This is a genomic window from Natronomonas marina (assembly GCF_024298905.1).
In the GTDB taxonomy this organism is placed as follows: domain Archaea; phylum Halobacteriota; class Halobacteria; order Halobacteriales; family Haloarculaceae; genus Natronomonas; species Natronomonas marina.
Map to the genome: position 1 here is coordinate 2,681,941 of NZ_CP101154.1, position 22,462 is coordinate 2,704,402.

22 protein-coding genes are annotated in these 22,462 nt (G+C 68.7%); 8 read left to right on the forward strand and 14 right to left on the reverse strand.

Annotated elements, in window-relative coordinates:
• Positions 1–56: 56 nt before the first annotated feature.
• On the reverse strand, positions 57–554 hold the full coding sequence (locus NLF94_RS14370; protein WP_254838316.1) for an SRPBCC family protein: 498 nt from the start codon (positions 552–554) through the stop codon (positions 57–59).
• Between the two features lie 64 nt (positions 555–618).
• Positions 619–1,554, reverse strand: coding sequence for an ArsA family ATPase (locus NLF94_RS14375; RefSeq protein WP_254838317.1), 936 nt, complete (start codon positions 1,552–1,554; stop codon positions 619–621).
• Between the two features lie 84 nt (positions 1,555–1,638).
• Here NLF94_RS14375 and NLF94_RS14380 point away from each other — a divergent pair, with 84 nt between their 5' ends.
• A complete protein-coding gene (locus NLF94_RS14380) occupies positions 1,639–2,400 on the forward strand; it encodes an FAD-dependent oxidoreductase (protein WP_254838318.1) in 762 nt (253 codons plus the stop codon).
• Between the two features lie 6 nt (positions 2,401–2,406).
• Here the strand turns inward: NLF94_RS14380 and gltB are convergent, their stop codons facing one another.
• The gene (gene gltB / locus NLF94_RS14385) at positions 2,407–6,936 is read right to left on the reverse strand and encodes a glutamate synthase large subunit (RefSeq protein WP_254838319.1); all 4,530 of its coding nucleotides are present in this window, start codon (positions 6,934–6,936) and stop codon (positions 2,407–2,409) included.
• Positions 6,937–7,141: 205 nt separating this feature from the next.
• Between gltB and NLF94_RS14390 the strand changes: the two genes are divergently transcribed.
• Positions 7,142–7,432, forward strand: a complete 291-nt coding sequence (locus NLF94_RS14390) for a DUF8011 family protein (RefSeq protein ID WP_254838320.1) — start codon at positions 7,142–7,144, stop codon at positions 7,430–7,432.
• 107 nt (positions 7,433–7,539) lie between these two features.
• On the opposite strand, the gene proS is transcribed toward NLF94_RS14390, so the two are convergent.
• Positions 7,540–8,991: a proline--tRNA ligase gene (gene proS, locus NLF94_RS14395; protein WP_254838321.1), complete on the reverse strand. Its 1,452-nt coding sequence runs from the start codon at positions 8,989–8,991 to the stop codon at positions 7,540–7,542.
• Between the two features lie 105 nt (positions 8,992–9,096).
• Between proS and NLF94_RS14400 the strand changes: the two genes are divergently transcribed.
• Complete coding sequence (locus NLF94_RS14400; RefSeq protein WP_254838322.1) at positions 9,097–9,627, forward strand: GNAT family N-acetyltransferase; 531 nt, start codon at positions 9,097–9,099, stop codon at positions 9,625–9,627.
• Between the two features lie 12 nt (positions 9,628–9,639).
• Here the strand turns inward: NLF94_RS14400 and NLF94_RS14405 are convergent, their stop codons facing one another.
• The 7 genes from NLF94_RS14405 to NLF94_RS14435 form a co-directional block, all read right to left on the reverse strand.
• Positions 9,640–11,064: a DASH family cryptochrome gene (locus NLF94_RS14405; protein WP_254838323.1), complete on the reverse strand. Its 1,425-nt coding sequence runs from the start codon at positions 11,062–11,064 to the stop codon at positions 9,640–9,642.
• 54 nt (positions 11,065–11,118) lie between these two features.
• The gene (locus NLF94_RS14410) at positions 11,119–11,340 is read right to left on the reverse strand and encodes a DUF2061 domain-containing protein (RefSeq protein ID WP_254838324.1); all 222 of its coding nucleotides are present in this window, start codon (positions 11,338–11,340) and stop codon (positions 11,119–11,121) included.
• 70 nt (positions 11,341–11,410) lie between these two features.
• A complete protein-coding gene (locus NLF94_RS14415) occupies positions 11,411–11,737 on the reverse strand; it encodes an AzlD domain-containing protein (protein WP_254838325.1) in 327 nt (108 codons plus the stop codon).
• On the reverse strand, positions 11,734–12,420 hold the full coding sequence (locus NLF94_RS14420; protein WP_254838326.1) for an AzlC family ABC transporter permease: 687 nt from the start codon (positions 12,418–12,420) through the stop codon (positions 11,734–11,736). The genes NLF94_RS14415 and NLF94_RS14420 overlap by 4 nt, the downstream gene beginning before the upstream one ends.
• A 66-nt stretch (positions 12,421–12,486) precedes the next feature.
• Positions 12,487–13,134, reverse strand: a complete 648-nt coding sequence (locus NLF94_RS14425) for a DUF4382 domain-containing protein (protein ID WP_254838327.1) — start codon at positions 13,132–13,134, stop codon at positions 12,487–12,489.
• A 49-nt stretch (positions 13,135–13,183) separates the two neighbouring features.
• Entirely contained in the window at positions 13,184–13,666 is a 483-nt protein-coding gene (locus NLF94_RS14430; protein ID WP_254838328.1) for a cupin domain-containing protein, read from the reverse strand.
• Positions 13,667–13,706: 40 nt separating this feature from the next.
• Positions 13,707–14,186 (reverse strand): DUF7984 family protein, encoded by a 480-nt coding sequence (locus NLF94_RS14435; RefSeq protein WP_254838329.1) that lies wholly within the window; start codon positions 14,184–14,186, stop codon positions 13,707–13,709.
• Between the two features lie 196 nt (positions 14,187–14,382).
• Here NLF94_RS14435 and NLF94_RS14440 point away from each other — a divergent pair, with 196 nt between their 5' ends.
• Together NLF94_RS14440 and NLF94_RS14445 are read left to right on the forward strand one after the other, a co-directional pair.
• The gene (locus NLF94_RS14440; RefSeq protein WP_254838330.1) at positions 14,383–16,302 is read left to right on the forward strand and encodes a beta-CASP ribonuclease aCPSF1; all 1,920 of its coding nucleotides are present in this window, start codon (positions 14,383–14,385) and stop codon (positions 16,300–16,302) included.
• A 142-nt stretch (positions 16,303–16,444) separates the two neighbouring features.
• Positions 16,445–16,999, forward strand: a complete 555-nt coding sequence (locus NLF94_RS14445) for a YqaA family protein (RefSeq protein ID WP_434085364.1) — start codon at positions 16,445–16,447, stop codon at positions 16,997–16,999.
• A 7-nt stretch (positions 17,000–17,006) separates the two neighbouring features.
• Here the strand turns inward: NLF94_RS14445 and NLF94_RS14450 are convergent, their stop codons facing one another.
• Positions 17,007–17,273, reverse strand: a complete 267-nt coding sequence (locus tag NLF94_RS14450; protein ID WP_254838331.1) for a DUF7538 family protein — start codon at positions 17,271–17,273, stop codon at positions 17,007–17,009.
• 55 nt (positions 17,274–17,328) lie between these two features.
• A complete protein-coding gene (locus tag NLF94_RS14455; RefSeq protein WP_254838332.1) occupies positions 17,329–17,679 on the reverse strand; it encodes a hypothetical protein in 351 nt (116 codons plus the stop codon).
• Positions 17,680–17,769: 90 nt separating this feature from the next.
• On the opposite strand from NLF94_RS14455, the gene NLF94_RS14460 reads away from it, so the two are divergent.
• The gene (locus NLF94_RS14460) at positions 17,770–18,126 is read left to right on the forward strand and encodes a nuclear transport factor 2 family protein (protein ID WP_254838333.1); all 357 of its coding nucleotides are present in this window, start codon (positions 17,770–17,772) and stop codon (positions 18,124–18,126) included.
• 32 nt (positions 18,127–18,158) lie between these two features.
• Here NLF94_RS14460 and NLF94_RS14465 read toward each other — a convergent pair whose 3' ends face one another.
• On the reverse strand, positions 18,159–19,517 hold the full coding sequence (locus NLF94_RS14465) for a DEAD/DEAH box helicase (protein ID WP_254838334.1): 1,359 nt from the start codon (positions 19,515–19,517) through the stop codon (positions 18,159–18,161).
• A gap of 92 nt (positions 19,518–19,609) precedes the next feature.
• On the opposite strand from NLF94_RS14465, the gene NLF94_RS14470 reads away from it, so the two are divergent.
• Together NLF94_RS14470 and dnaK are read left to right on the forward strand one after the other, a co-directional pair.
• Positions 19,610–20,356, forward strand: a complete 747-nt coding sequence (locus NLF94_RS14470; RefSeq protein ID WP_254838335.1) for a nucleotide exchange factor GrpE — start codon at positions 19,610–19,612, stop codon at positions 20,354–20,356.
• A gap of 133 nt (positions 20,357–20,489) precedes the next feature.
• Positions 20,490–22,451, forward strand: coding sequence for a molecular chaperone DnaK (dnaK, locus tag NLF94_RS14475; RefSeq protein WP_254838336.1), 1,962 nt, complete (start codon positions 20,490–20,492; stop codon positions 22,449–22,451).
• The last annotated feature ends 11 nt before the right edge of the window (positions 22,452–22,462 follow it).

The window sequence follows — 22,462 nt, forward strand, 5'->3', positions numbered from 1 at the left end:
CTACATTTATCTTTCGTCGAGCTGGAAAACTGCCAGGTTCCGGCGGGGCTGGAGCCTCAGACCGTCTCTATCTCCAGCGTCACGTCGCGTGGCTCGCCCTCCAGGTCGGCGACGATGCGCCGGACGACCCGCTCGGCCTCCGTCCTGACCTTCGGCTTGACCTTCTCGACGACCCAGTCCAGCGAGACGAACCGCGGCAGTTCGAGGGCGTCGTCGTCGGCCGACCCGGGCGCGTACTCGACGACGAGCGTGACCCGGGTCTCCTCGTCGTCGAGACGCTCGACCCGCCAGCGACCGACCGCGTCGACGTCCTTGATTACCCGCCAGTCGATGCGGTTCGGCGAGTCCGTGTCGGTGACCCGCGAGCGGGCCGTGTACGAGAGCTTCCACCACGAGAAGTCGAGTTCGTACTCCGTGCCGGGCGTCCCGTCGCCGAACTGCCTGACGCCCGTGAGGTGCTCGGAGTAGCGGGCGTACCGGGGGAAGTCCAGCAGGAACTCGTAGACCTCCTCGGGCGGCAGGTACACCTCGGTCGAGACCTCGACGCTGTCCACGTCCCCCGTTCGGTCGCCGCCTCCCTAAGGGTTGGCGTCCCGACAGGCTGGCCCGGCCGCTTCCTCAGAGCCGGTCGGCGACCGTCTCGACGGCCTCTAGGCCGTGGACCTCGCCGTGCAGTTGCGGGACGAGCGTGATGGGGAGGTCGAACCGCTCGCGGGCCTCCGCGATACGCTTCTGCTGGCTCTCGTGGCGGGACCGACAGAGGTCGCAGGCGGGTTCGGGGTCCTCGATGACCTTGTTGATGATCGCGCGGCCCGCAGGGACGTCGTAGGCGTCCAGTTCCGCCAGCAGCCGTTCGGTCTCCAGGACGGCCATCGTCTCGGGAATGAGGACGACCCGGAACTCCGTGCGCTCGGGGTCCCGGAGCGCGTCGGCGACCCGCTCCATCCGCGCTTTCAGTTCGTCGAGGTCCACGTCGACGTCGACGCCCTCCTCGTCGTCCTCGTCCTCGCCGCCCATGAAGCTCCGCACCGAGTCCGCAAGCGAGGAGACCTGCGAGCGGACCGAGATGAGCTTCCCCATCGCGGAACTCATCACGTCCGGCAGTTTCAGCAGCCGGAGGGTGTGCCCGGTCGGGGCGGTGTCGAAGACGATGTAGTCGAATCGGGGGTCGTCCATGTAGTCCAGAAAGAGGTCCATCGCGGCGGCCTCGTCGGTGCCCGGCGCGACGCCGGCCTCGATGACGTCGTCGACGTCGCTCTCGTCCAGCGAGATGCCCAGGTCCTCCAGTTCCTCGAGCGCCGCCGAGACCTGCCCGCGGTACTGGCCGATGCGCTCGCCGGGGTCGACCTCGACCGCCCAGAGGTCCGCCTCCTCTCGGACCCGGGTCGGCTCGGGGCCGACCTCCGTGTCGAAGACGTCCGACAGCGAGTGGGCGGGGTCCGTCGAGACGACGAGCGTCGGGCCGTCCTCGCGGCCCCGCTTCAGCGCCGTCGCCGCGGCACAGGTCGTCTTGCCGACGCCGCCCTTCCCGCCGTAGAGTACGAACTCGGTCACGGTCGGAGGTGGGCCGCGGGCGGCTTAAACCGTACGCGGGCCTGAACCGGGGCGTTTGTAGGGGCGGACGCGGAAGCCCCACGCATGAGCCAGACCGACACCCCGCGCGTCGCAATCGTCGGCGGCGGCGTCGCCGGCCTGACCGCCGGCACCTACACCGCACGCGCCGACTTCGACACCGTCGTGGTCGACCACGGCGAGTCCATCCTCCGGCGGAACGCCCACCTCGAGAACGTGCCCGGCTTCCCGGCCGGCGTCAACTCGCGGCTCTTTCTGGACCTCCTGGAGGAACAGGCGGGCCGCAACGGCTGTCTCTTCGAGCAGGGCCTCGTGACGGACCTGCAGGCGACCGACGAGGGGTTCCGCCTCCGCGTCGAGAGCGACGAGGAGTTCGACCTCGCCGCCGACTACGTCGTCGTCGCCTCCTGGTCGGACACCGACTACCTCGCCGACGTCGACGGCGTCGGCCTCCTCGACCGCGGCTCGAAGACCTACGTCGACGTCGACGAGTGCGGCCGCACCGGCGTCGACGGCCTCTACGCGGCGGGCCGAATCGCCGAGAAACCCCACCAGGCCGTCGTCGCCGCCGGTCACGGCGCGGAGGTGGCCGTCGCCCTCGTCGACGATTCCGACGTGCCGTACTACCACGACTGGGTGGCTCCCGAGGGGTACTTCACCGAGCGGGGCCGGGAGGTCCCACCGGGCTGTGAGGAAATCAGCGAGGAGGAACGCCGCCGCCGCGAACGGGAGTCGATCGAGGTGATGTCCGAGGCGTTCGCCGAACAGCACCCCGACGAGCCGACGATGCACCCGAGCGTCGTCGAGAAGCGAGAGCGCGACGAGTGAAACCGCTCAGTCGTCGCTGACGACGCCGCCGGCCGCGTCCGTCTCCGCCGAGGGCGTCGCGCTCTCGGGCGGCGAGTTGCGGACGTCGGCGGACTCCCGCTCGGCGATGATCTCGGCGTAGGCGTCCGGCATCACCTTCACGAACTTCTCGAGTTCCTCTTCCCAGTTGTCGAGGACGTACTCGGCGCGGTCCGAGTCGGTGTAGGCGACGTGGTTCTCGACGAGGCGGCGGAGCATCCGCCGGTCCTTGGCGTCGAGTTCGTCCGTCGTCGAGACCATGCCGTAGTTGACCTTCTCCTCGAAGTCGCCCTCCCGGTCCAGCACGTAGGCGACGCCGCCAGACATCCCGGCCGCGAAGTTCTTGCCCGTCTCGCCGAGGCAGGCGACGACGCCGCCGGTCATGTACTCGCAGCCGTGGTCGCCGACGGACTCGACGACGGACTTGACGCCGGAGTTGCGGACGGCGAACCGCTCGCCAGCCTTGCCGTTGATGTAGGCCTCGCCCTGCGTGGCGCCGTACAGCGCGACGTTGCCGACGAGGATGTTCTCCTCGGGTTCGTAGGGGGCGTCGTTGGGCGTGTTGACGACGAGTTTGCCGCCCGACAGCCCCTTGCCGACGTAGTCGTTGGCGGTGCCGGTCAACTGCATCGTGACGCCGTCCTGGAGGAAGGCGCCGAAGCTCTGACCGGCGGTGCCGCCGAAGTCGACGGTGATGGTGTCGTCGGGCAGGCCCTCTGTGCCGTACGCCGTCGAGATGCGGTTCGACAGCGTGGCGCCCACCGCGCGGTTGACGTTCGAGATGTCGCGGTCGAGGTGGACCGGGTCGCCCCGCTCGATGGCGCCCTCGGCGGCGTCGATGAGGTCCCAGTCCAGCGCCTCGTCGATCTCGTGGGTCTGCGGTTCGGTCTTGCGGCGGCCCTCGCCGGCCGGTTCGGCCAGAATCGCCGAGAGGTCCAGTTTCTTCGCCTTCTCCTGTTTGACGTCCTCGCGCTGTTTCAGCGCGTCCACGCGACCGATCATCTCGTCGACCGTCGTGAAGCCCAGCTCGGCCATAATCTCCCGCAGTTCCTGGGCGATGAACGTCATGTAGTTGATGACGTGCTGTGGCTCGCCGGGGAACCGCTTCCGGAGGTCCTCGTCCTGGGTGGCGACGCCGACAGGACAGGTGTTCTCGTGGCACTGCCGGGCCATCACACAGCCGGAGGTGACAAGCGGCGCGGTGCCGAAGACGTACTCCTCGGCGCCGAGCAGGGCACCGACGGCGACGTCGTGGCCGGTTTTCATGCCGCCGTCGACGGTGACCTTGATGCGCGAACGGAGGTCCGTCGAGCGGAGCATCTGGTTGGCCTCCGCCAGCCCGAGTTCCCACGGGAGGCCGGCGTTCTTGATGCTCGTCTTCGGCGAGGCGCCCGTCCCGCCGGAGTGGCCGGAGATGTGGACGACGTCGGCGTTGGCCTTGGCAACGCCGGCGGCGATGGTGCCGATGCCGGCCTCCGAGACCAGTTTGACGTTCACGTCGGCGTCCGGGTTCGCCGCCTTCAGGTCGTGGATGAGCTGTTTGAGGTCCTCGATGGAGTAGATGTCGTGCAGTGGCGGCGGCGAGATGAGGCCGACGCCCGGCGTCGCGTACCGGACGTGGGCTATCATCTCGTTGACCTTCCGGCCCGGCAGATGCCCCCCTTCGCCGGGTTTCGAGCCCTGCGCCATCTTGATTTGCAGTGAGTCCGCGTTCGTGAGGTACGTCGAGGTGACGCCGAACCGGCCGGAGGCGACCTGCTTGATATTACACTCCTTCTCTGTATCGAACCGCTCCGGCGGCTCGCCGCCCTCTCCGGTGCCGGACTTGCCGCCGAGCCGGTTCATTGCGATAGCGTTGTTCTCGTGGGCCTCCGGCGACAGCGATCCGAGGCTCATCGACGCGGTAGCGAACCGGGTGACGATCGACTCGACAGGCTCGACATCCTCGATGTCGACGGGGGCCCGATCCGAATCGAACTCCAGGAGGCCCCGGAGTGTCTGGAGCGTCTCCGTCTGGTCGTTCATCATCTCGGCGAACTCGCGGTACTGCTCGTAGTCGCCCTGCCGGACCGCCTTCTGGAGCGCGCCGACCGACTCGGGGTTCCACTCGTGGAACATCCCCGACGAGCGGTGCTCGTACTCGCCCTGGTGTTCGAGGTCGGGGTCCTCGCCGAAGGCGACCCCGTAGCGCCGCCGGAGGTCGTCCTCGATGTCGTCGACATCGATGCCCTCGGTCCGGGCGGTAGTGCCCTCGAAGTACTCGGCGACGAACTCCGAATCCAGCCCGACCGCCTCGAAGATCTGGGCGCCCTGGTAGGACTCGACCGTCGAGATGCCCATCTTCGCCATCGTCTTCAGCAGGCCGTCCTCGACGGCCTTGATGTAGGCCTCGATGGCGGCCTCCTCGTCGGCGCCGTCCGGTCCCGCCACGAGGTCGGTGATGGACTCGTAGGCGAGGTAGGGGTTGACCGCGCCGGCGCCGTAGCCGATACAGGTGGCGACGTGGTGGACCGCCCGCGGGTCGGCCGACTCCAGCACGAGGCCGACGTGGTTCCGGAGGCCGTTCCGGACGAGGTGGTGGTGGACGCCGCCGGTCGCCAACAGCGCCGGGATGGGGATAGCCTCCTCGCCGGCCCCCCGGTCCGAGAGGACGACGATGTCGTGCTCGCGGGCGGCCTCGGTCGCCTCGCGTCGAACCGCTTCGACGGCGGATTCGAGGTCCGTCTCGGGATCGAAGGTGATGTCCAGTACGTACGACGAGAGGTCGCGCTCCGAGCCGTCGAGTTCCTTGATCGCGGCCGTCTCGGCGTCCCGCAGCACGGGCGAGTCGACCACCAGCTGGCGGGCGTGGGCGGGCGTCTCGTCGAGCAGGTTCCGCTGGTAGCCGAGCCGGGACTCCAGCGACGTGACCAGCTCCTCGCGGATGTAGTCCAGCGGCGGGTTCGTGACCTGTGCGAACAGCTGCTTGAAGTACGAGAACAGCGGGCGGTTGAACTGCGAGAGCACGCTGAGCGGCGTGTCGTCGCCCATCGAGCCGACGGGGTCCTTGCCGTCGCGGGCCATCGGCTCGACGAGGTGGTTCATCTCGTCGTGGGTGTAGCCGTACAGCGCCTGGTGGCCGCGGAGCCCGGAGACGTCGCCCCGCGGGGCCGCCCCCTCGTCGGCGATCTCGTCGAGGTGGACCTGCTCGTCGTCGACCCACTCGGCGTACTTCTCGTCGACGAGTTCGTCGAATATCTCGTCGTCGGGGATGACGCGGCCCTCCTCGGGGTCGGCGAGGAACAGCTGGCCGGGCTGGAGGCGGTCGCGGCGCTCGATGTCACCGAAGTCGGGTTCCAGGGCGCCGGCCTCGCTGGCCATGATGAGGCGGTTGTCGCTCGTGACGTCGTAGCGGCACGGCCGGAGGCCGTTGCGGTCCAGCACGGCACCGACGCGGTCGCCGTCGGTGGCCGCCACCAGCGCCGGGCCGTCCCACGGTTCGACGAGCGAGGCGTGGTAGTCGTACCACTCCCGGCGCTTCTCGGGGACGCGGTTGGCCTCGCCGCGCCACGCCTCGGGAATCAGCATCCGGAGGGCGTGCGGCATGTCGCGGCCGCCCTGCATCAGCAGTTCCAGCGCGTTGTCGACGGAGGCGGTGTCGGACTGCTCGGGGTCGTTGATGATGGGTCGCAGCGTGTCGATGTCGTCGCCGAAGGCCGGGTCCTCGAGGTCGTCCTCGCGGGCCCGCATCCAGTTGATGTTGCCCTGGATGGTGTTGAACTCGCCGTTGTGGATGATGTTGCGGTAGGGGTGTGCGAGGTGCCAGGCGCCGAGCGTGTTCGTCGAGAAACGGGCGTGGACCATCACGAACGTCGACCGCATCCGCTCGTCGGTGAGTTCGGGGTAGTACTCCGGGAGCTGTTCGGCGGTGAGCAGGCCCTTGTAGACGACGGTCTCCCGATCCAGCGAGCAGATGTAGAAGCGACCGTAGCCGTCGGGCTGGCGCTCCTCGACGGTGGTTTCGAGGTCGCGGCGGGCGACGTAGAGCGCCCGGTCGAAGGCGTCGGCGTCCAGGTCCGAGCGGACGAAACACTGGGCGACGAGCGGTTCGGAGTCGACGGCGGTCTCGCCGAGCGACTCGTTGTTCGTCGGGACCTCCCGCCAGTCGAACACCTCCAGACCGTGGTCGGCCAGCACCGATTCGGTGAGGTCCTGCAGGCCGGCGACCGCATCGCGGTCCTGGGGCATGAAGAGAGAGCCGACGGCGTACTCGCCGCGGTCCGGGAGGGCGTCGACCTCGTCGTCGAAGAACTCGTGAGGCGCCTGCAGCAGGATGCCGGCGCCGTCGCCGGTGTCGGGTTCTGCGCCGGTCGTCCCCCGGTGTTCGAGGTTCTCCAGCAGTTCGATACCGTCGGCGACCGGTCGGTTGGTCCGGTCCCCGTCGAGGTCCATGACGACCCCTACGCCGCAGTTGGCGCGGGCGTCGTCGGGGTCTACGAGTCCGGTCGAACTCGTAGAGGAGTGCGTTCGCTCAGGCATTACCTACCCGTGGCCGACACCGCAATAAGAGACTTCCCCTCAAACACTAATGGTCGATTTACCCCATACAAGGAAATATAAGGTCGTTCCCGCGTGGTGCAGTCACATCCGCGCCGGGCGGAACCCGACCACCTGGGGCGGACACTCCCCGAGGAGTCTGCTGGAGAGCCGAACCCTTTATTGAATCGAGCTTCTGTCGGTACGTGTGGAGACGGTTCAACGGATGTTGTTTCGTGAGCCGGACGGACGGCGGAAGGGTCTCCTCTTCTCGCTCTTCTCGTTCGTTTGCATCCTCGGGTGGGGGTATTTCGGTATCGTACTCGACGGCCCTCACATCATGCTCTTTTTGGGTATCGCGTTTGCGTTCTCCGGGGTCGCCGAATCACTTCCTCCGAACCGACGACGTCAGGCAGGAGTACTGCGAATACTCGGCCTCGGCATCCTCGGTGTTTTGATCGTTCTCCTCACGTTGGTCCCAGAACCAGTATTGGGCTGAGTGAGAGCGATCGGATTTGACAAATACGCAGGCACGTTCTTTCAGCTAACGCTGTAAACTGTGGGTGAAAACAACCCCTGTGAAGGTCCTACGACACCCTCAGTGGGTTAGTAAGATTTGGCGAAGTACGCCGTCTCGACGGCGTCCTCGCCGCAGACCCCGCAGGTGTCGTGAATCGGTCCCTCGTCCTCGTCGAGCGGCAGCATGACGATCTCGGCGGCGATCTCGTCTTTGATCTCGTCCTCGCAGGCCTCGTCCCCGCACCAGCCGGTCTTGACGTAGCCGCCGTGCTGACCGATGGTGCCGAGTATCTCGCCGCGGCCGTGGGCCTCGCGGACGTTCGCCTCAAGGTTCTCCTCGGCGTCGGCGTAGAGTTTCGCGTGGACGGTGTCGAGTGCCTCGCCGACGGACTCGACGATACCGTCGCGGTCGGCGACCTCGCTTTCCCCGTCGGGGCGCTGGACGAGCGTGGCCTCGCCGTCCTCGACCTCGTTGGGGCCGACCTCGATGCGGAGGGGAACGCCGTTCAACTCGTGTTCGTTGAACTTGAAGCCGGGGTTGCGCTCGTCGCGGTCGTCGAGTTCGACGCGGTACTCGGCGTCCAGTTCGGCCGCGAGGTCGGCGGCGTACTCCTTGACGGCCTCCTCGGTGTCGGCCTGCCAGATGGGGACGACGACGACCTGCGTGGGCGCAAGCGCTGGCGGCAGCACGAGCCCCTGGTCGTCGGAGTGGGTCATGATGAGCGCGCCCATCGCCCGCCAGGAGAGCCCCCACGAGGTGGTGTGAGCCGTCCGTTCGTCCTCGTCCTCGTCGGTGTAGGTGATGTCGAACGCCTCCGCGAAGGAGGTGCCGAGGTAGTGGGAGGTGCCGGCCTGGACGGACTTGCCGTCGGGCATCAGCGCCTCGATGGTCGTGGTGGTGTCGGCGCCGGGGAACTTGTCGTGTTCGGGCTTGCGGCCGGTCCTGCTCGGGATGGCCATCACCTCCTCGTAGAGCCGTTCGTACTGCCCGAGGCGGGTCATCGTCTCCTCCCAGGCGCCGTCCTCGTCGGCGTGGGCGGTGTGGCCCTCCTGCCAGAGGAACTCCTTGGTGCGGAAGAAGGGCTTGGTCTCGGTGGCCTCCCACCGGACGACCGAACACCACTGATTGAGGCGCAGCGGCAGGTCCCGGTAGCTTCGCACCCACTGGGACATGAACGGCGCGATGATGGACTCGCTGGTGGGCCGGACCGCCAGTCGCTCCTCGAGTTCGTCGTGACCGCCGTGGGTCACCCACGCCACCTCGGGGTCGAATCCCTCGACGATGTCCTTCTCCCGTTCGAGGTAGGACTCGGGGATGAACATCGGGAAGTAGGCGTTGTCGACGCCGGTCTCCTTGAACCAGCCGTCGAGGTGGTCCTGGAGGTGCTCCCAGACCGCGTACCCGCGGGGCCGGGTGACGATGAACCCGCCCATCGGCGCGTAGTCCGCGAGGCCGGACTTCTGGACGACCTCGGCGTACCACTCGCCGGGGCTGTGCTCCTTCGACTCGGTGATGCCGAGTTCCTGCTCGCCGCTCATACCAAGAGGGTGCCGCAGCGCGGTATTAAACCCGGCGTATCGTCGGGAACGGTTGCCACGCCGGAGGTGGTTACTTGTGGTCCGGCCGCGACCCCCCTGACGACCATGCCAGGACCGGTCTTCGTCGACGGCGAGGACGTCGGGTTGCGTACCGTCGAGCGGGAGGACGTCGAGTTCCTCCAGGAGGGGATGAACCACCCCGGCGTGCGCCGGTACGCCGGCGGCGACCTGCCGTACAACCGCGAGCGCTACGAGGACGAGCGCTTCGACGCCATCTCGGGGGGCGACGTCCTGCACCTGCTCGTCTGTACGGGCGACGAGCGGGTCGGAGACGTCTCGCTGGCTCCCATCGACGACCGGCGGGGGTGGGCTAATCTCGGCTACTGGGTCCACCCCGACCGCCGGGGCGAGGGGTACGCCACCGAGGCCGCCCGCCTCGCCGTCGCCCACGGGTTCGAGGAACTGGCGCTGCACCGCGTCTCGGCGACCATCGTCGCGGACAACGAGGCCTCGAAGCGCGTCGTCGAGAAACTCGGCTTCGTCCACGAGGGGACGAAACGGGACGACGCCTTCGTCGGCGGCGAGTACGTCGACCGGGAGGTGTACGCCGTTCTCGACGACGAGTGGCAGAAATAGGTCGGCGCGCACTCACGCCAGTTCCTCGTAGCGCGCCTCGACGTCCAGCATCGGTTCGGGGTAGTCGACGCCGAGTCCGACGCCGTAGTCGGCCTGCTCCCCCTCGGAGAGTCGCCACGGCCGGTGGGCGTACTCCGGCGGTAGCCCCTCCAGTTCCGGTAGCCACGTCTTCACGTACTCGGCGTCGTCGTCGTAGTACTCCGCCTGCGAGCAGACATCGAAGAAGCGGTCCCGGGAGTCGTTGCCGACGCCGGCCTGGTAGGCCCAGTTGCCCCAGTTCGAGGCGACGTCGTAATCGACGAGCCGCGACTCGAAGTAGGCCGCGCCCCACCGCCAGTCGATTCGGAGGGCGTCGGCCAGGAACGAGGCGACGTTCTGGCGGCCGCGATTGGACATGTAGCCCGTCCGGTTCAACTCCCGGATGTTGGCGTCGACGAACGGGACGCCCGTCTCGCCCGCCGCCCACCGGCGGAACGCCTCGCGGTCCCGGCGCCACCCGGCGTCGGCGTCGCGGATGCCGCCGGGCGCGAAGAACGCGGCGCCGTGCTTGCGGAACTGGAACTGGAAGAAGTCCCGCCACATGAGTTCGAAGACGAGCCAGTAGGTGTCCTCGTTTGCGACCCGTTCGGCCTCGTAGCGTTCGACCTCCCGGTGAACCCAGCGCGGCGAGAGACAGCCGGCCGCCAGCCACGGCGAGAGCTTCGAGGAGTAGTCCGCGCCGAGCAGGCCGTTCCGGGTCTCCCTGTACTCCCGGAGGTGGTCGCCCTCCCAGACGTACGACTCGACGCGCGCCATCCCCGCGGGTTCCCCACCCTCGAACCGGAGGACAGCCCGGTCGTCGTCGGTCGGCGCCTCGACGCCGAGTTCGGGCAGGGTCGGCACCTCGCCGGCCGCGAGACCGTCGGGAACCGGAACTGACTCCGGGGCGGGAACCGGCGCCCGGACCTCGGTGGCCGCCTCGACCGCCTTCCGCCACGGCGTGAACGTGTCGTCCATGTCGGCGGGCGGCGTCGGCAGGTCCTCCGGGTGGTACAAGGTGTGCGTCCAGCGGCGCTCGACGTCGACGCCCGCCCCGAGCGCCCGCCGGACGGCCGACTCGGCGGCCAGTTCCTCGGGGGCCGCCTTCGTCGCCGCGAAGACGGCGTCCGCGCTGACCTCGCTGGCGACGGACGGAACGACGTCTGCGGGGCGACCCTCGCGGACGAGGAGATCGCCGCCCCGCTCCCGGAGGGCCCCCCGCAGCGCGAGGACGGCCTCCCGGCGGAACCGGGTCCGGTGGGGGGCGTGCTTCGCCGGGCCGTACTCGCCGTCGCCGCGCCGACGCGGGTCGAAGGTGTAGACGGGCACGACGCGGTCGGCCGCCGCGACGGCGTCGGCCAGCGTCGGGTTGTCCGTCACCCGCAGGTCGTCGCGGAACCAGACGACAGCAGTGTCCATGCCGCGCGTAGGGCCGGCGGCCGCAAAAGTCGGCGGAAGGCGGAAATCCGGTCGCTACAGGCCCCAGTCGACGCGGTCCCAGAGTCGCTCGTAGCCGAAGTACGTCCCCGTCTTCACGAGGTTGGCGACGAGACCGATGCTGAGCGCCTGCCCGACGTCGCCGACGACGAGGAAGGCGACGGCGACCGTGATACAGACCATCAGCAGGCGGTAGCCGAGCGTCTTGGCGACCGCCCGCGAGAGGTCCTGGTGCGGTTGCCGGCGCGAGAAACCCATACTGGAACGGACGGACGCCAGAGACGTAACTTTAAGCGATTATCTGAGACAGAGGAGGAACTATTTCCAATTACATCACGGTCCCGAGTCCGAGCAGCGCGGCCATGCCGACGACGATGGTCGCCAGGACGTTCTCGGTCCGCCAGGCGACCAGCGCCGCGACGCTGGCGGCGAGGAGGCGCTCGTTGCCGATACCGACCGCCGGCGTGCCGTCGACGACGACCACGGCGGGGGCGACGAGCGCCGCCAGCACCGCCGCCGGGACGAACCGGAGGGCCCGCTCCGCGCCCTCGGGCACCTCCGAGAGGTACTCGAAGAGGTAGATGAAGGAAAACCGGATGAGGAAGGTCCCGGCGCCGACGACGGCGATGACGGCCCAGACGCCGAGCGGCGTCATCGCTGCCACCCCGACTCGACGAGCAGGCCGGCGACGACGCCCCCGAGGGCGCCGGCTATCAGCCCGAGGTTCAGCGGCAGGCCGGCGCCGACGACGGCGCCGACGCCGCCGACCGTGGCCGCGACGCCGGCCGCCCGATCGGTGACCGCCGGCATCAGGAGCGCGAGGAAGGTCAGCGGGACGGCGAACGACAGCGGCAGCGAGTCGGGGACCCGCGCGCCGACGACGACGCCAGCGACGGTACAGACCTGCCAGACGGCCCACAGGGGGAGGGCCGCTCCGAGGTAGTACCACCGCTTCCGGACCGGCCGGTCGGCACCGAACCGGGTCACCGACAGCGCGTAGGCCTGGTCGGTCAGCAGGTACGCGAGGCCGGCGCGCCACCGGGTCGCAGCGTCCCGGAAGTGCGGCGCGATGGAGGCGCTGTACATCAGCATCCGGAGGTTGATGACCAGCGCCGTCACGACGACGACGGCCAGCGGCGCGTCCCCGCCCAGCAGGTCGATGGCGGCCAGCTGGGCGGCGCCGGCGAAGACGACGACCGACAGTCCGACCGCCTGCAGTCCCGAGAGTCCGACCTCGACGGCGGCCGCACCCGCGACGAGTCCGAACGGGACGATGCCGACCAGCACCGGCGCCACCGCCCGAACGCCTTCGGAGAACGACTCGCGTCGTGAGGGCATGCCGGGACCTACCGCCGGCGGGGATACAGGTGTTGTCGTTTCGGGCCGTCCGGACCGGGCCGACCGTTACTCGTAGGCGACCTCGGTGCCGGAGGCGACGGGTTTCAGGAGGTAGCGCCCGGTCTGCCCCCGATTTACCGGTGTGAAGTCCGCCGTGAAGACGGTCCGGGTGTCGGCCCGGATCTCGAAGGACTGGTCGAACTTCAGGGGCGCGTTGCCCGGCGTCGTCACCTCGGCGTCCCCGCCGCCCGACAGCGTCGCGTCGACGTCGGTGACGATTAGCTGGAGGAACTCGTAGTCGCCGGTCTCCAGTTCCTGCTCGGCGACGAGGTCCGTCTCGCCGTCCTGCAGTTGGACCAGGTCGGCCTCGACGTCGTCGACGTCGTAGGTCTCGACGCCCGCGTCATCGTCGTCCTCGTCATTGTCGTCTTCATCCCCGTCGTCGGCGTCGGTCGCCGTGCCGTCGGTCCCGGTCGGCGTCGCCGTGGCTTCGTCGTCCCCGTCATCATCGCCGTCGCCGGCGGGCTTGACCCGGATTTCGGTGATGGTGACGACGCAGGACTCGAAGTCCCCGATGTCGCCGGGCTGATCGGTCACCTGCGTGGCGAGGGTGCCCGTCGAGCCGTCGCCGCCACCGGTACCGCCGAGACAGCCGGCGAGGCCGATTCCGAGTGCCGTGCTCCCCGTCGCGGCGAGGTACTGGCGTCGTCGCATACACGACGGATTCGACAGCGGAGTGATAGGTCTGGTGGCCGCGGGTCGGTCAGGCGATCTCCATCTCGTGGCCGCACTCGTTGCAGTAGATGACGAACGCCTCCTGGGGTTCGCGGACGCCGTGGGAGGTGACCTCGCCGCACTCCCCGCAGGGGGCAAAGGACTCGAGGTCCTCCCAGTTGTGCCGGCGGCCGGGCGCCGCCAGCGCCACGGCGACCACCGGCTCGTCGCTCCTGTTGCGGCCGCACTGGAACTCGCCGGGCTCGAAGTGGACGACCTCGCCGGCCTCGACCTCGACTTCGTCCTCGTCCGTGCCGTGTTCGAACGTGGCAGTCCCCTCGACGACGTAGAAGGCCTCCTCCTGGTCGTGGTGGGTGTGGAGGCCACCGGAGAACTGCTCGCCGGGCTGGAGTTCGTAGTGGACCACGCCCAGTTCCTCGGTGCCGAGGGCGGCACCGACGTCGCGGCGCTCGCGGTTGACGCCCATCGGGTGCGGTTCGCGTTCCAGTTCCGCTATCTCGACTCGCTCCATGGGGGCACCGCGGTCGGACGGGTCAAAAATCCCGTCCCAGTCACTCCGAATCGACCGCGAAGGGGCTGTCTCCCTCCCGCCAGGTCCAGCCGGGAAGCCGCGTCTGGAAGCCCGTCGCCAGCGCCGCCTCGCGGTCGTCGGCGCCGGCCGGCCCGTCGCCGTGGACATGGACATCCGCAAAGTGGAACGTCGCCTCGGCCAGCAGCGCCAGCGGCTCCCCGCCGGCGACCGTCGAGGCGAGCTTTCGGCCCAGGAACTCGTCGACGACGAAGCCCGGGTAGTCGTCGGTGCAGTCCAGCTCGCGGAGCAGCCCCGACAGCGCGGCGACGTTGACGGCGCGGTCGCCGTCGGCGAACACCGCGTCGACCTCGCGGCGGTACGCCTCGACGGTGACGGAGTCGACCTCGACGCCGAACAGCGGGCCGAGCCGGGCGCGAACGTCGTTTATCACTGCCGGAACCGCCTCGTCGTCGCGGATTCGTTCGTGTTCGTCGGCGACCGTCTCGGGAGTGACGTGCATATCTACCGTTTGCGAAGGATTTTATATGAGTGGTGGGTAAGGGCCGAGTACGAGCGGGTTTTCCGGTGTCTCCCGCGGTGGTCGAACGTCGACACCGTCCGTCCCAATCCGATGAGACTCGTCGTGAACGTCGTCGGTTCGGCGTGGACGGTGACCCACCGGGGGCTCGGAACACCCACGTTCAAAGGTCTATAGTATGAGTGCAGTAGAGCGGCAACTCGAAGATATCAAGGAAACGATCGCGAGCGAAGTTCCGAACGACGTCTCCATCTCGGACGTGAAATACGAGGGGCCGGAACTCGTGGTCTACACCAGAGACCCGAAGAAGTTCGCCGGCGACGGCGACCTCATCCGACGGCTCGCCTCGCAGCTCCGCAAGCGAATCACCGTCCGGCCGGACCCGGACGTCCTCTCGCCGCCGCGGGAGGCCCGCGGCCGGATCCGGGAGATAATCCCCGAGGAGGCGGGCGTCACGGACCTCGATTTCCACGCCGACACCGGCGAGGTGGTCATCGAGGCCGAGAAGCCGGGCATGGTCATCGGTCGCCACGGCTCGACGCTCCGGGAGATCACCCAGGACGTCGGCTGGACGCCCGAGGTGGTCCGCACGCCGCCCATCGAGTCCTCGACCGTCTCGAACGTCCGGAACTTCCTCAAGCAGGAACGCGAGGAGCGCCGCGACATCCTGGAGCGGGTCGGCCGGCAGATCCACCGCGAGGAGATGTCCGACGACGAGTGGGTCCGCATCACGACGCTGGGCTGCTGTCGGGAGGTCGGCCGGGCCGCCTTCATCCTCAACACCCCCGAGACGCGCGTGCTCATCGACTGCGGCGACAAGCCCGGCGCGGAGGGCGAGGTGCCCTACCTCCAGGTGCCCGAGGCGCTCGGCGCGGGCGCGGCCAACATCGACGCCGTCGTCCTCACGCACGCCCACCTCGACCACTCGGCGCTCATCCCGCTTCTGTTCAAGTACGGCTACGACGGCCCCATCTACTGTACGGAGCCGACCCGCGACCTGATGGGCCTCTTGACGCTGGACTACCTCGACGTCGCCGCCAAGGAGGGCCGGACGCCCCCCTACGAGTCCGAGCAGGTCCGGGAGGCCATCAAGCACTGCATCCCGCTGGAGTACGGCGACGTGACCGACATCGCGCCGGACCTGAAGCTTACCTTCCACAACGCCGGCCACATCCTCGGGTCGGCCGTCTCGCACTTCCACGTCGGCGACGGCCTCTACAACGTCGCCTTCTCCGGGGACATCCACTACGACGACACGCGGCTGTTCAACGGCGCCGTCAACGAGTTCCCGCGCGTGGAGACGCTCGTCATGGAGTCGACCTACGGCGGCCGCAACGACTACCAGACCGACCAGGCGGACTCCGAGGCGAAACTGAAGCGCGTCATCAACCGGACCGTCGACCGCGGCGGCAAGGTGCTCATCCCCGCCTTCGCGGTCGGTCGCTCCCAGGAACTGATGCTCGTCCTGGAGGAGGCGATGCGGTCGGGGGACATCCCCGAAATCCCCGTCCACCTCGACGGGATGATCTGGGAGGCGACGGCCATCCACACCACCTACCCCGAGTACCTCCGGGACGATTTGCGGGACCGCATCTTCCACGACGACGAGAACCCGTTCCTCGCCGAGCAGTTCAACCACATCGACGGCGGCGAGGAGGAGCGCCAGGAGGTCGCCGACGGCGGCCCCTGCATCATCCTCTCGACATCGGGGATGATCGAGGGGGGCCCGATCATGTCGTGGCTCGACCACGTCGGCGCCGAGGACGACTCGACGCTGACCTTCGTCGGCTACCAGGCACAGGGGACGCTCGGCCGCCGCATCCAGAACGGCTGGGACGAGATTCCGATGAACGACCGCGTCGAGGGCCGTAGCACGCTGCAGTTGAACATGGACGTCGAGACGGTCGACGGATTCTCCGGGCACGCCGACCGCCAGGGCCTCGAGAACTTCGTCCGCACGATGAACCCACGCCCCGAGAAGGTACTCTGTGTCCACGGCGACGAGTCCTCCGTCCAGGACCTCTCCAGTGCGCTGTACCACGAGTTCAACATGCGGACGTTCGCACCGAAGAACCTCGAAACGTTCAGGTTCAAGTAGCGGCGGCGCGAACCCACTACTGGATGGGTTTCCCGCCTGCATCAGCACCGCTCGAACGCACGCCGAGTCCCCGAACGTGGCGTCGTGACGCAACCGTCGTCGACCAGCCCAGAAGCACACCGTCCCGGAGCGGACCCTCCCGATGGTCGTAGCGGACGCGATGCTCGTGGTGACGTTCGCCGACCTGCTTCACGCGACCGAGCAACTGGTCGAGTCGGCGACGGGGTGGCCCGGCCTGGGAATCATCTTCACGTACTCGTTTCTCATCGCGTTCGTCCTGCCCGGCCCGAGCGAAATCGTGCTCGCGACGCCGCTGGACATCGGGTTCCCCTACTGGATCGAACTGTCCGTTATCGTTCTGGTGGCCTCCGTTGGGAAGGCGGCCGGGAGCGTGGTCGCGTTCAAGGTCGGACAGGGCGTCAAACACTCCGGGCCGGTGGTGTCGTGGCTCCGGGAGTCCCGCTTCGACGTCATCGAGTGGTCCGAGAAACGCACGGTCGAGATCGCCAGGGAGTTCGGCTACGTCGGTCTCGCGCTGGCGCTCTGTGTTCCGTTCTTCCCGGACACCATCTCGGTGTACGCCTTCGCCGTCATCGAGGAGGACGACGTGAAGTTCGCGCTGGCGACGTTCGCCGGCAGCGTCGGCCGGTTCCTGATCGTCATCGGCCTCATCGGCGGGTCGCTCTCGCTGCTGTGAGGTCCGGTTACAGCGTCTCCCGCTCGGCGGTGGGGTCGACGCCGGCCGCCGAGAGGTCCTCCCGGATGCGCTGCCGAAGCGGTCCCGGAACCGACTCGCGGGTGACCGGCACCGCCTCGCCGTCGCCGCGGACCCGCCAGTAGACGACCAGGCCGGTCGGCTCGTAGTACTCGACGCTGTACTGCTCGGTCGCGCCCTCGTAGTGGACGCGGGCGGCGTAGCCCTCGCTTCGCCACCCCTCGCGCTTGCTGAGCGCCGTCGTCTGCTCGCCCATGGGCGGCGAGAGGGCAGCCGGCCGGTTGGGTGTTTCGTCGCGGCGCGACGGCCGGTCAGGCCGTCGCAGTCGGCCGACGGTCCGCCCACGCCGCGGCAACCCCGACGAGGTAGGCGCCGAGGAAGAAGAGTACGTCGCCCCGCGTCAGGGCGATGGCGGGGATCGACTGTGGGGCCACGCCGACGGCGCCGAGCGCGACGCCGGAAACCACCGCGAGGACCGTCGCGGGGAGCGCGAGCACCGCCAGCGGGATGAGGACGACCGGCGGGACGGCGGACAGCGACTCGACGAGGGCGGTGGGACTGCCGTGCGGGACCAACACGAGAAGCGCCGCGTAGCCGACGACCTGCAGGACGACGGCGGCGACGACGCGGCCGTTCAGGAACGACGACGGGGTCGGGGACATGGCCGTTGCCACACGCCGGACCGGCAAATTCCTGACGGGAAGCACCGCCGACGGCAAACCGCTTTGTGCCCCGGAGGCGAGCACCCCGGTATGGTGGAGCCTTCGACCCTCCTGGAGCGGGAGCGGCGGTTCTGGCACGGTGACGCGGCGTTCTACGACGCGACCCTGACCGAGGACGCCGTGATGGTGTTTCCGGCACCCACCGGAGTCCTGGAGCGGGCGGCGGTGATCGAGTCGCTCGGAGACGCCGACCGGTGGCGTAGCGTCGCCTTCAGCAACGAACGGGTGGTTGACGTCGGCGATGGAGTGTTCCAGCTGGTCTATCGGGCCGATGCAGTACGGAGCGAGGACGGCGCCGAATACGCAGCCCTCGTCACATCGGTGTACGTCCGGGGGGACGACGGATGGCGGCTCGCTTCGCACCACCAGACGCCGGTCGAGTCGTAGCCGCCGCGAACCGGACTGCGACTGGACGGCGGTCAACGACGCCGCCGAGCGACCCGCTCTTCGGCCGTCTCCGCGGTGACGACCTCGTACAGCAGCGCTCGCCCGACGGTCGAGTCGTCGGTTTCCATCGGCCGGAGGACGCGGCCGAGGCGTTGCGTGAACTCCCGTTCGGAGCCCGACCCCGACAGCACGACCGCGACGTTGGCGTCGGGGACGTCGACGCCCTCGTCGAGGACGTTCGCGGTCACGACCCGCGAGTAGTCGCCCCGCCGGAACCGCTCGAGTATCTCGCGGCGCTCGGCGGCGCCCGTCTCGCTGGTGATGGGCGGAATCAGGAACCGCTCGGCGATGTCGTAGACGAGGTCGGTGTGAGCGGTGAAGACGATGACCCTATCCTCGCGGTGGCGGTCGAGGATGTCGGCCAGCGCGGTCGTCTTCCCATCCGCGTTCATCATCACCTCGCGGGCGCGCTGCTTGGCCAGGAGCGCCTCGCGTGCCCGCGGGTCCGACCCCGACCGCTTGACGAGTTTCCGGTAGTCGCTGCCGCTGTGTAACTGGAGGCCGGACTCCCGGAGGTAGTCGGTGAAGGTGCCCTGGTGTTCCTCGTAGCGGGCCCGCTCGTCGGCCGTCAACTCGACCTCGACGCGCTTTATGTCGTAGTCGGCGAGGTGCTCGCCGGCGAGGTCGTCCGCGTCGAGCCGGTAGACGACGCCGCCGACCAGTTCCTCGATGGCCTCGTGAGCGCCGTCGGGCCGCTCGAAGGTGGCGGTGAGACCGAGGCGGGCCGGCGCGGCCATCAGCCGGGCGATGTCGCGGTAGCCCTCGCCGCCGAGGTGGTGGACCTCGTCGAAGACCAGCAGGCCGAACCGGTCGCCGAGTTCGTCGGCCCGGAGGTACGCCGAGTCGTAGGTGGCGACGGTGACCGCATCGACGCGCTGTTCACCGCCGCCGAGTCGACCGACGGGTCGGTCGAACTCCGCGTGGAGTTCCCGCTGCCACTGTTCGAGCAGGTCGATGGTGGGCACGACGACGAGCGCCGAGACCCCGAGGTCGACCATCGCGCCGATGGCGATGACGGTCTTGCCGCTGCCGGTCGGGAGTTCGACGACGCCGCGGTCGCCCGCGTCGTGCCACGCCTCGAGAGCCGCCGACTGGTAGCCCCGGAGTTCGTACTCGGTCGAAAGTCCCTCGACGTCGGGCACGGCGAGGACGTCGTCCGAGAGCGGGAGCCCACGGTCGCGGACCGTCTCGCGGAGGAAGGCGTACCGGAAGGCGGGAGCGCGGTAGCTCTCCGAGCGGTCGTCGCGGCGGACGAACGACAGCGATTCGAGTTCGGCCGCCCGCTCGCCGTCGACGCGTATCGTCCCTTCGTCGTACCGGAGCCGGACCACGCGTTCCCTCGCGGGGCCGGCGGCTTAACTCCGACGCCCGACGCCGCGGCGGTTTCTCAACCCTTATTGGCGCGGAACGGTTCCACTCGTACATGAGCGACGAGCAGGGCGAGACCGTCGAATCGACGGACGCCGACGAGGGGACGCCGGGCGGGTCCGACGGGAGCGCCGGCCGGAATCCCGGCGAGGGGACGGACGCCGACGGGGCGGCCGCCGGGACGAGCGTCGACGGCGCGGCCGCCGAGCAGGTCGAGGACGGCGACGCCGAGACCGGTGCCGACGGAGCGGCCGCCGAACCCGTCGCCGACATCGCAGCGCGGGTCGAGGACGGCGACGCCGAGACGATTGCGACCGAAATCGCCGGCCTCCGCGAGCGGGTCGCCGACCTCGAGGACGACCTCGCGGAAGCCGAGGCCGAGCGGGACGACCTCGAGGACCGCCTCAAGCGGAAGGCCGCGGAGTTCCAGAACTACAAGAAGCGCCAGGAGAAACGGCGCGAGGAGATACGGGAGCGGGCGACCGAGGACCTCGTCGAGGAGCTACTGGAGGTCCGGGACAACCTCGACCGCGCCCTCGACCAGGAGGAGGGGACCGACATCCGCGAGGGCGTCGAGGCCACGTTCCGGCAGCTGGACGAGATACTGAGCGCCGAGAACGTCGAGCCGATCGAACCGGCGCCGGGCAGCGAGGTCGACCCGGCGCGCCACGAGGTGCTGTTGAACGTCGACAGCGACCAGCCGGCCGGGACCGTCGCGGGGCTACAGCGCCCCGGCTACGAGATGGCCGGAAAGGTCCTCCGACCCGCCCAGGTGACCGTCGCGGACGGCGAACCCGAATAGCGGTTCTGTTTATACCTCCCGGTCGGCGCGAGCGCCCCGGTCGAAAACCGCCCGAAGAGGCGCTGTCCCATTCGACCGTGAGTCGTCGTATCTAGCAACTTTTAACCGGTTCAGTCCGGTAGTGACGAACAACATGGCGAGCAACAAGATTCTCGGTATCGACCTCGGTACCACCAACTCGGCGTTCGCGGTCATGGAGGGTGGCGACCCCGAGATAATCACCAACGAGGAGGGCGACCGGACGACGCCCTCCGTCGTCGCCTTCACCGACGACGGCGAGCGACTGGTCGGCAAGCCGGCCAAGAACCAGGCCGTCCAGAACCCCGACCGGACCATCCAGTCCATCAAGCGGCACATGGGCGAGTCCGACTACACCGTCGAAATCGACGACGAGGAGTACACGCCGGAACAGATCTCGGCGATGATCCTCCAGAAGATCAAACACGACGCCGAGGAGTACCTCGGTGACGATATCGAGAAGGCGGTCATCACCGTCCCGGCGTACTTCAACGACAAACAGCGGCAGGCGACGAAGGACGCCGGCGAGGTCGCCGGCTTCGAGGTCGAGCGCATCGTCAACGAACCGACCGCGGCGGCGATGGCCTACGGCCTCGACGACGAGTCCGACCAGACCGTCCTCGTCTACGACCTCGGTGGGGGCACCTTCGACGTCTCGATTCTCGAACTCGGCGGCGGCGTCTACGAGGTCGTCGCCACCAACGGCGACAACGAACTCGGCGGCGACGACTGGGACGGGGCCATCATCGACTATCTCGCAGATTCCTTCGAAGACGAACACGGCATCGACCTCCGGGAGGACCGCCAGGCCCTCCAGCGACTGACCGAGGCCGCCGAGGAGGCCAAGATCGAACTCTCCTCGCGGAAGGAGACCACGGTGAACCTGCCCTTCATCGCCGCGACCGACGAGGGACCGCTCAACCTCGAGGAGAGCATCTCGCGCGCCAAGTTCGAGTCGCTAACCGCCGACCTCGTCGAGCGGACCGTCGGCCCGACCGAGCAGGCGCTGTCGGACGCCGGCTACTCGAAGGGCGACATCGACGAGGTCATCCTCGTCGGCGGGTCGACCCGGATGCCGCAGGTTCAGGAGAAGGTCGAGGAACTGGCGGGCCAGGAGCCGAAGAAGAACGTCAACCCCGACGAGGCCGTCGCGCTGGGTGCCGCCATCCAGGGCGGCGTCCTGGCCGGTGACGTCGACGACATCGTCCTCCTGGACGTGACGCCGCTCAGCCTCGGCATCGAGGTCAAGGGTGGCATCTTCGAGCGCCTCATCGACAAGAACACCACCATTCCGACCGAGGAGTCGAAGATCTTCACGACCGCCGCGGACAACCAGACCTCGGTCAACATCCGCGTCTTCCAGGGCGAACGCGAGATCGCCGAGGAGAACGAACTGCTCGGCGCCTTCCAGTTGACCGGCATCCCGCCGGCGCCCGCCGGCACCCCGCAGATCGAGGTGACGTTCAACATCGACGAGAACGGCATCGTCAACGTCGCCGCCGAGGACCAGGGGTCGGGCAACAGCGAGGACATCACCATCGAGGGCGGCGTCGGTCTCTCCGACGAGGAGATCGAGGAGATGCAGGCCGAAGCCGAGGAGCACGCCGAGGAAGACCAGAAGCGCCGCGAGTTCGTCGAGGCCAGAAACGAGGCCGAATCGTCCGTCCAGCGCGCCGAGACGCTGCTGGAGGAAAACGAGGACGAACTCGACGAGGACCTCCAGGCCAACATCGAGGCCGAAATCGAGCGCGTCGAGGAGGCCTTAGAGGAGTACGCCGACGTCGACAGCGACGACCTGGAGACGGCGACCGACGCCCTCGAATCGGCGACCGAGAGCCTCTCGGAGGAACTGCAGGAGATCGGCAAGCAGATGTACGAACAGCAGGCTGCCCAGGGCGCGGCCGGCGCCGGCGGTGCTGGCGGCGCGGGCGCCGGTCCCGGCGGCATGGGCGGTATGGGCGGCATGGGCGGTGCCGGTCCCGGTGGTGCCGCCGGCGCGGGCGGCGCCGAGGGCGACGACGAGGAGTTCGTCGACGCCGACTTCGAGGACGTGGACGACGACGAGGACGAGGAGTAGCAGCCGGCGAA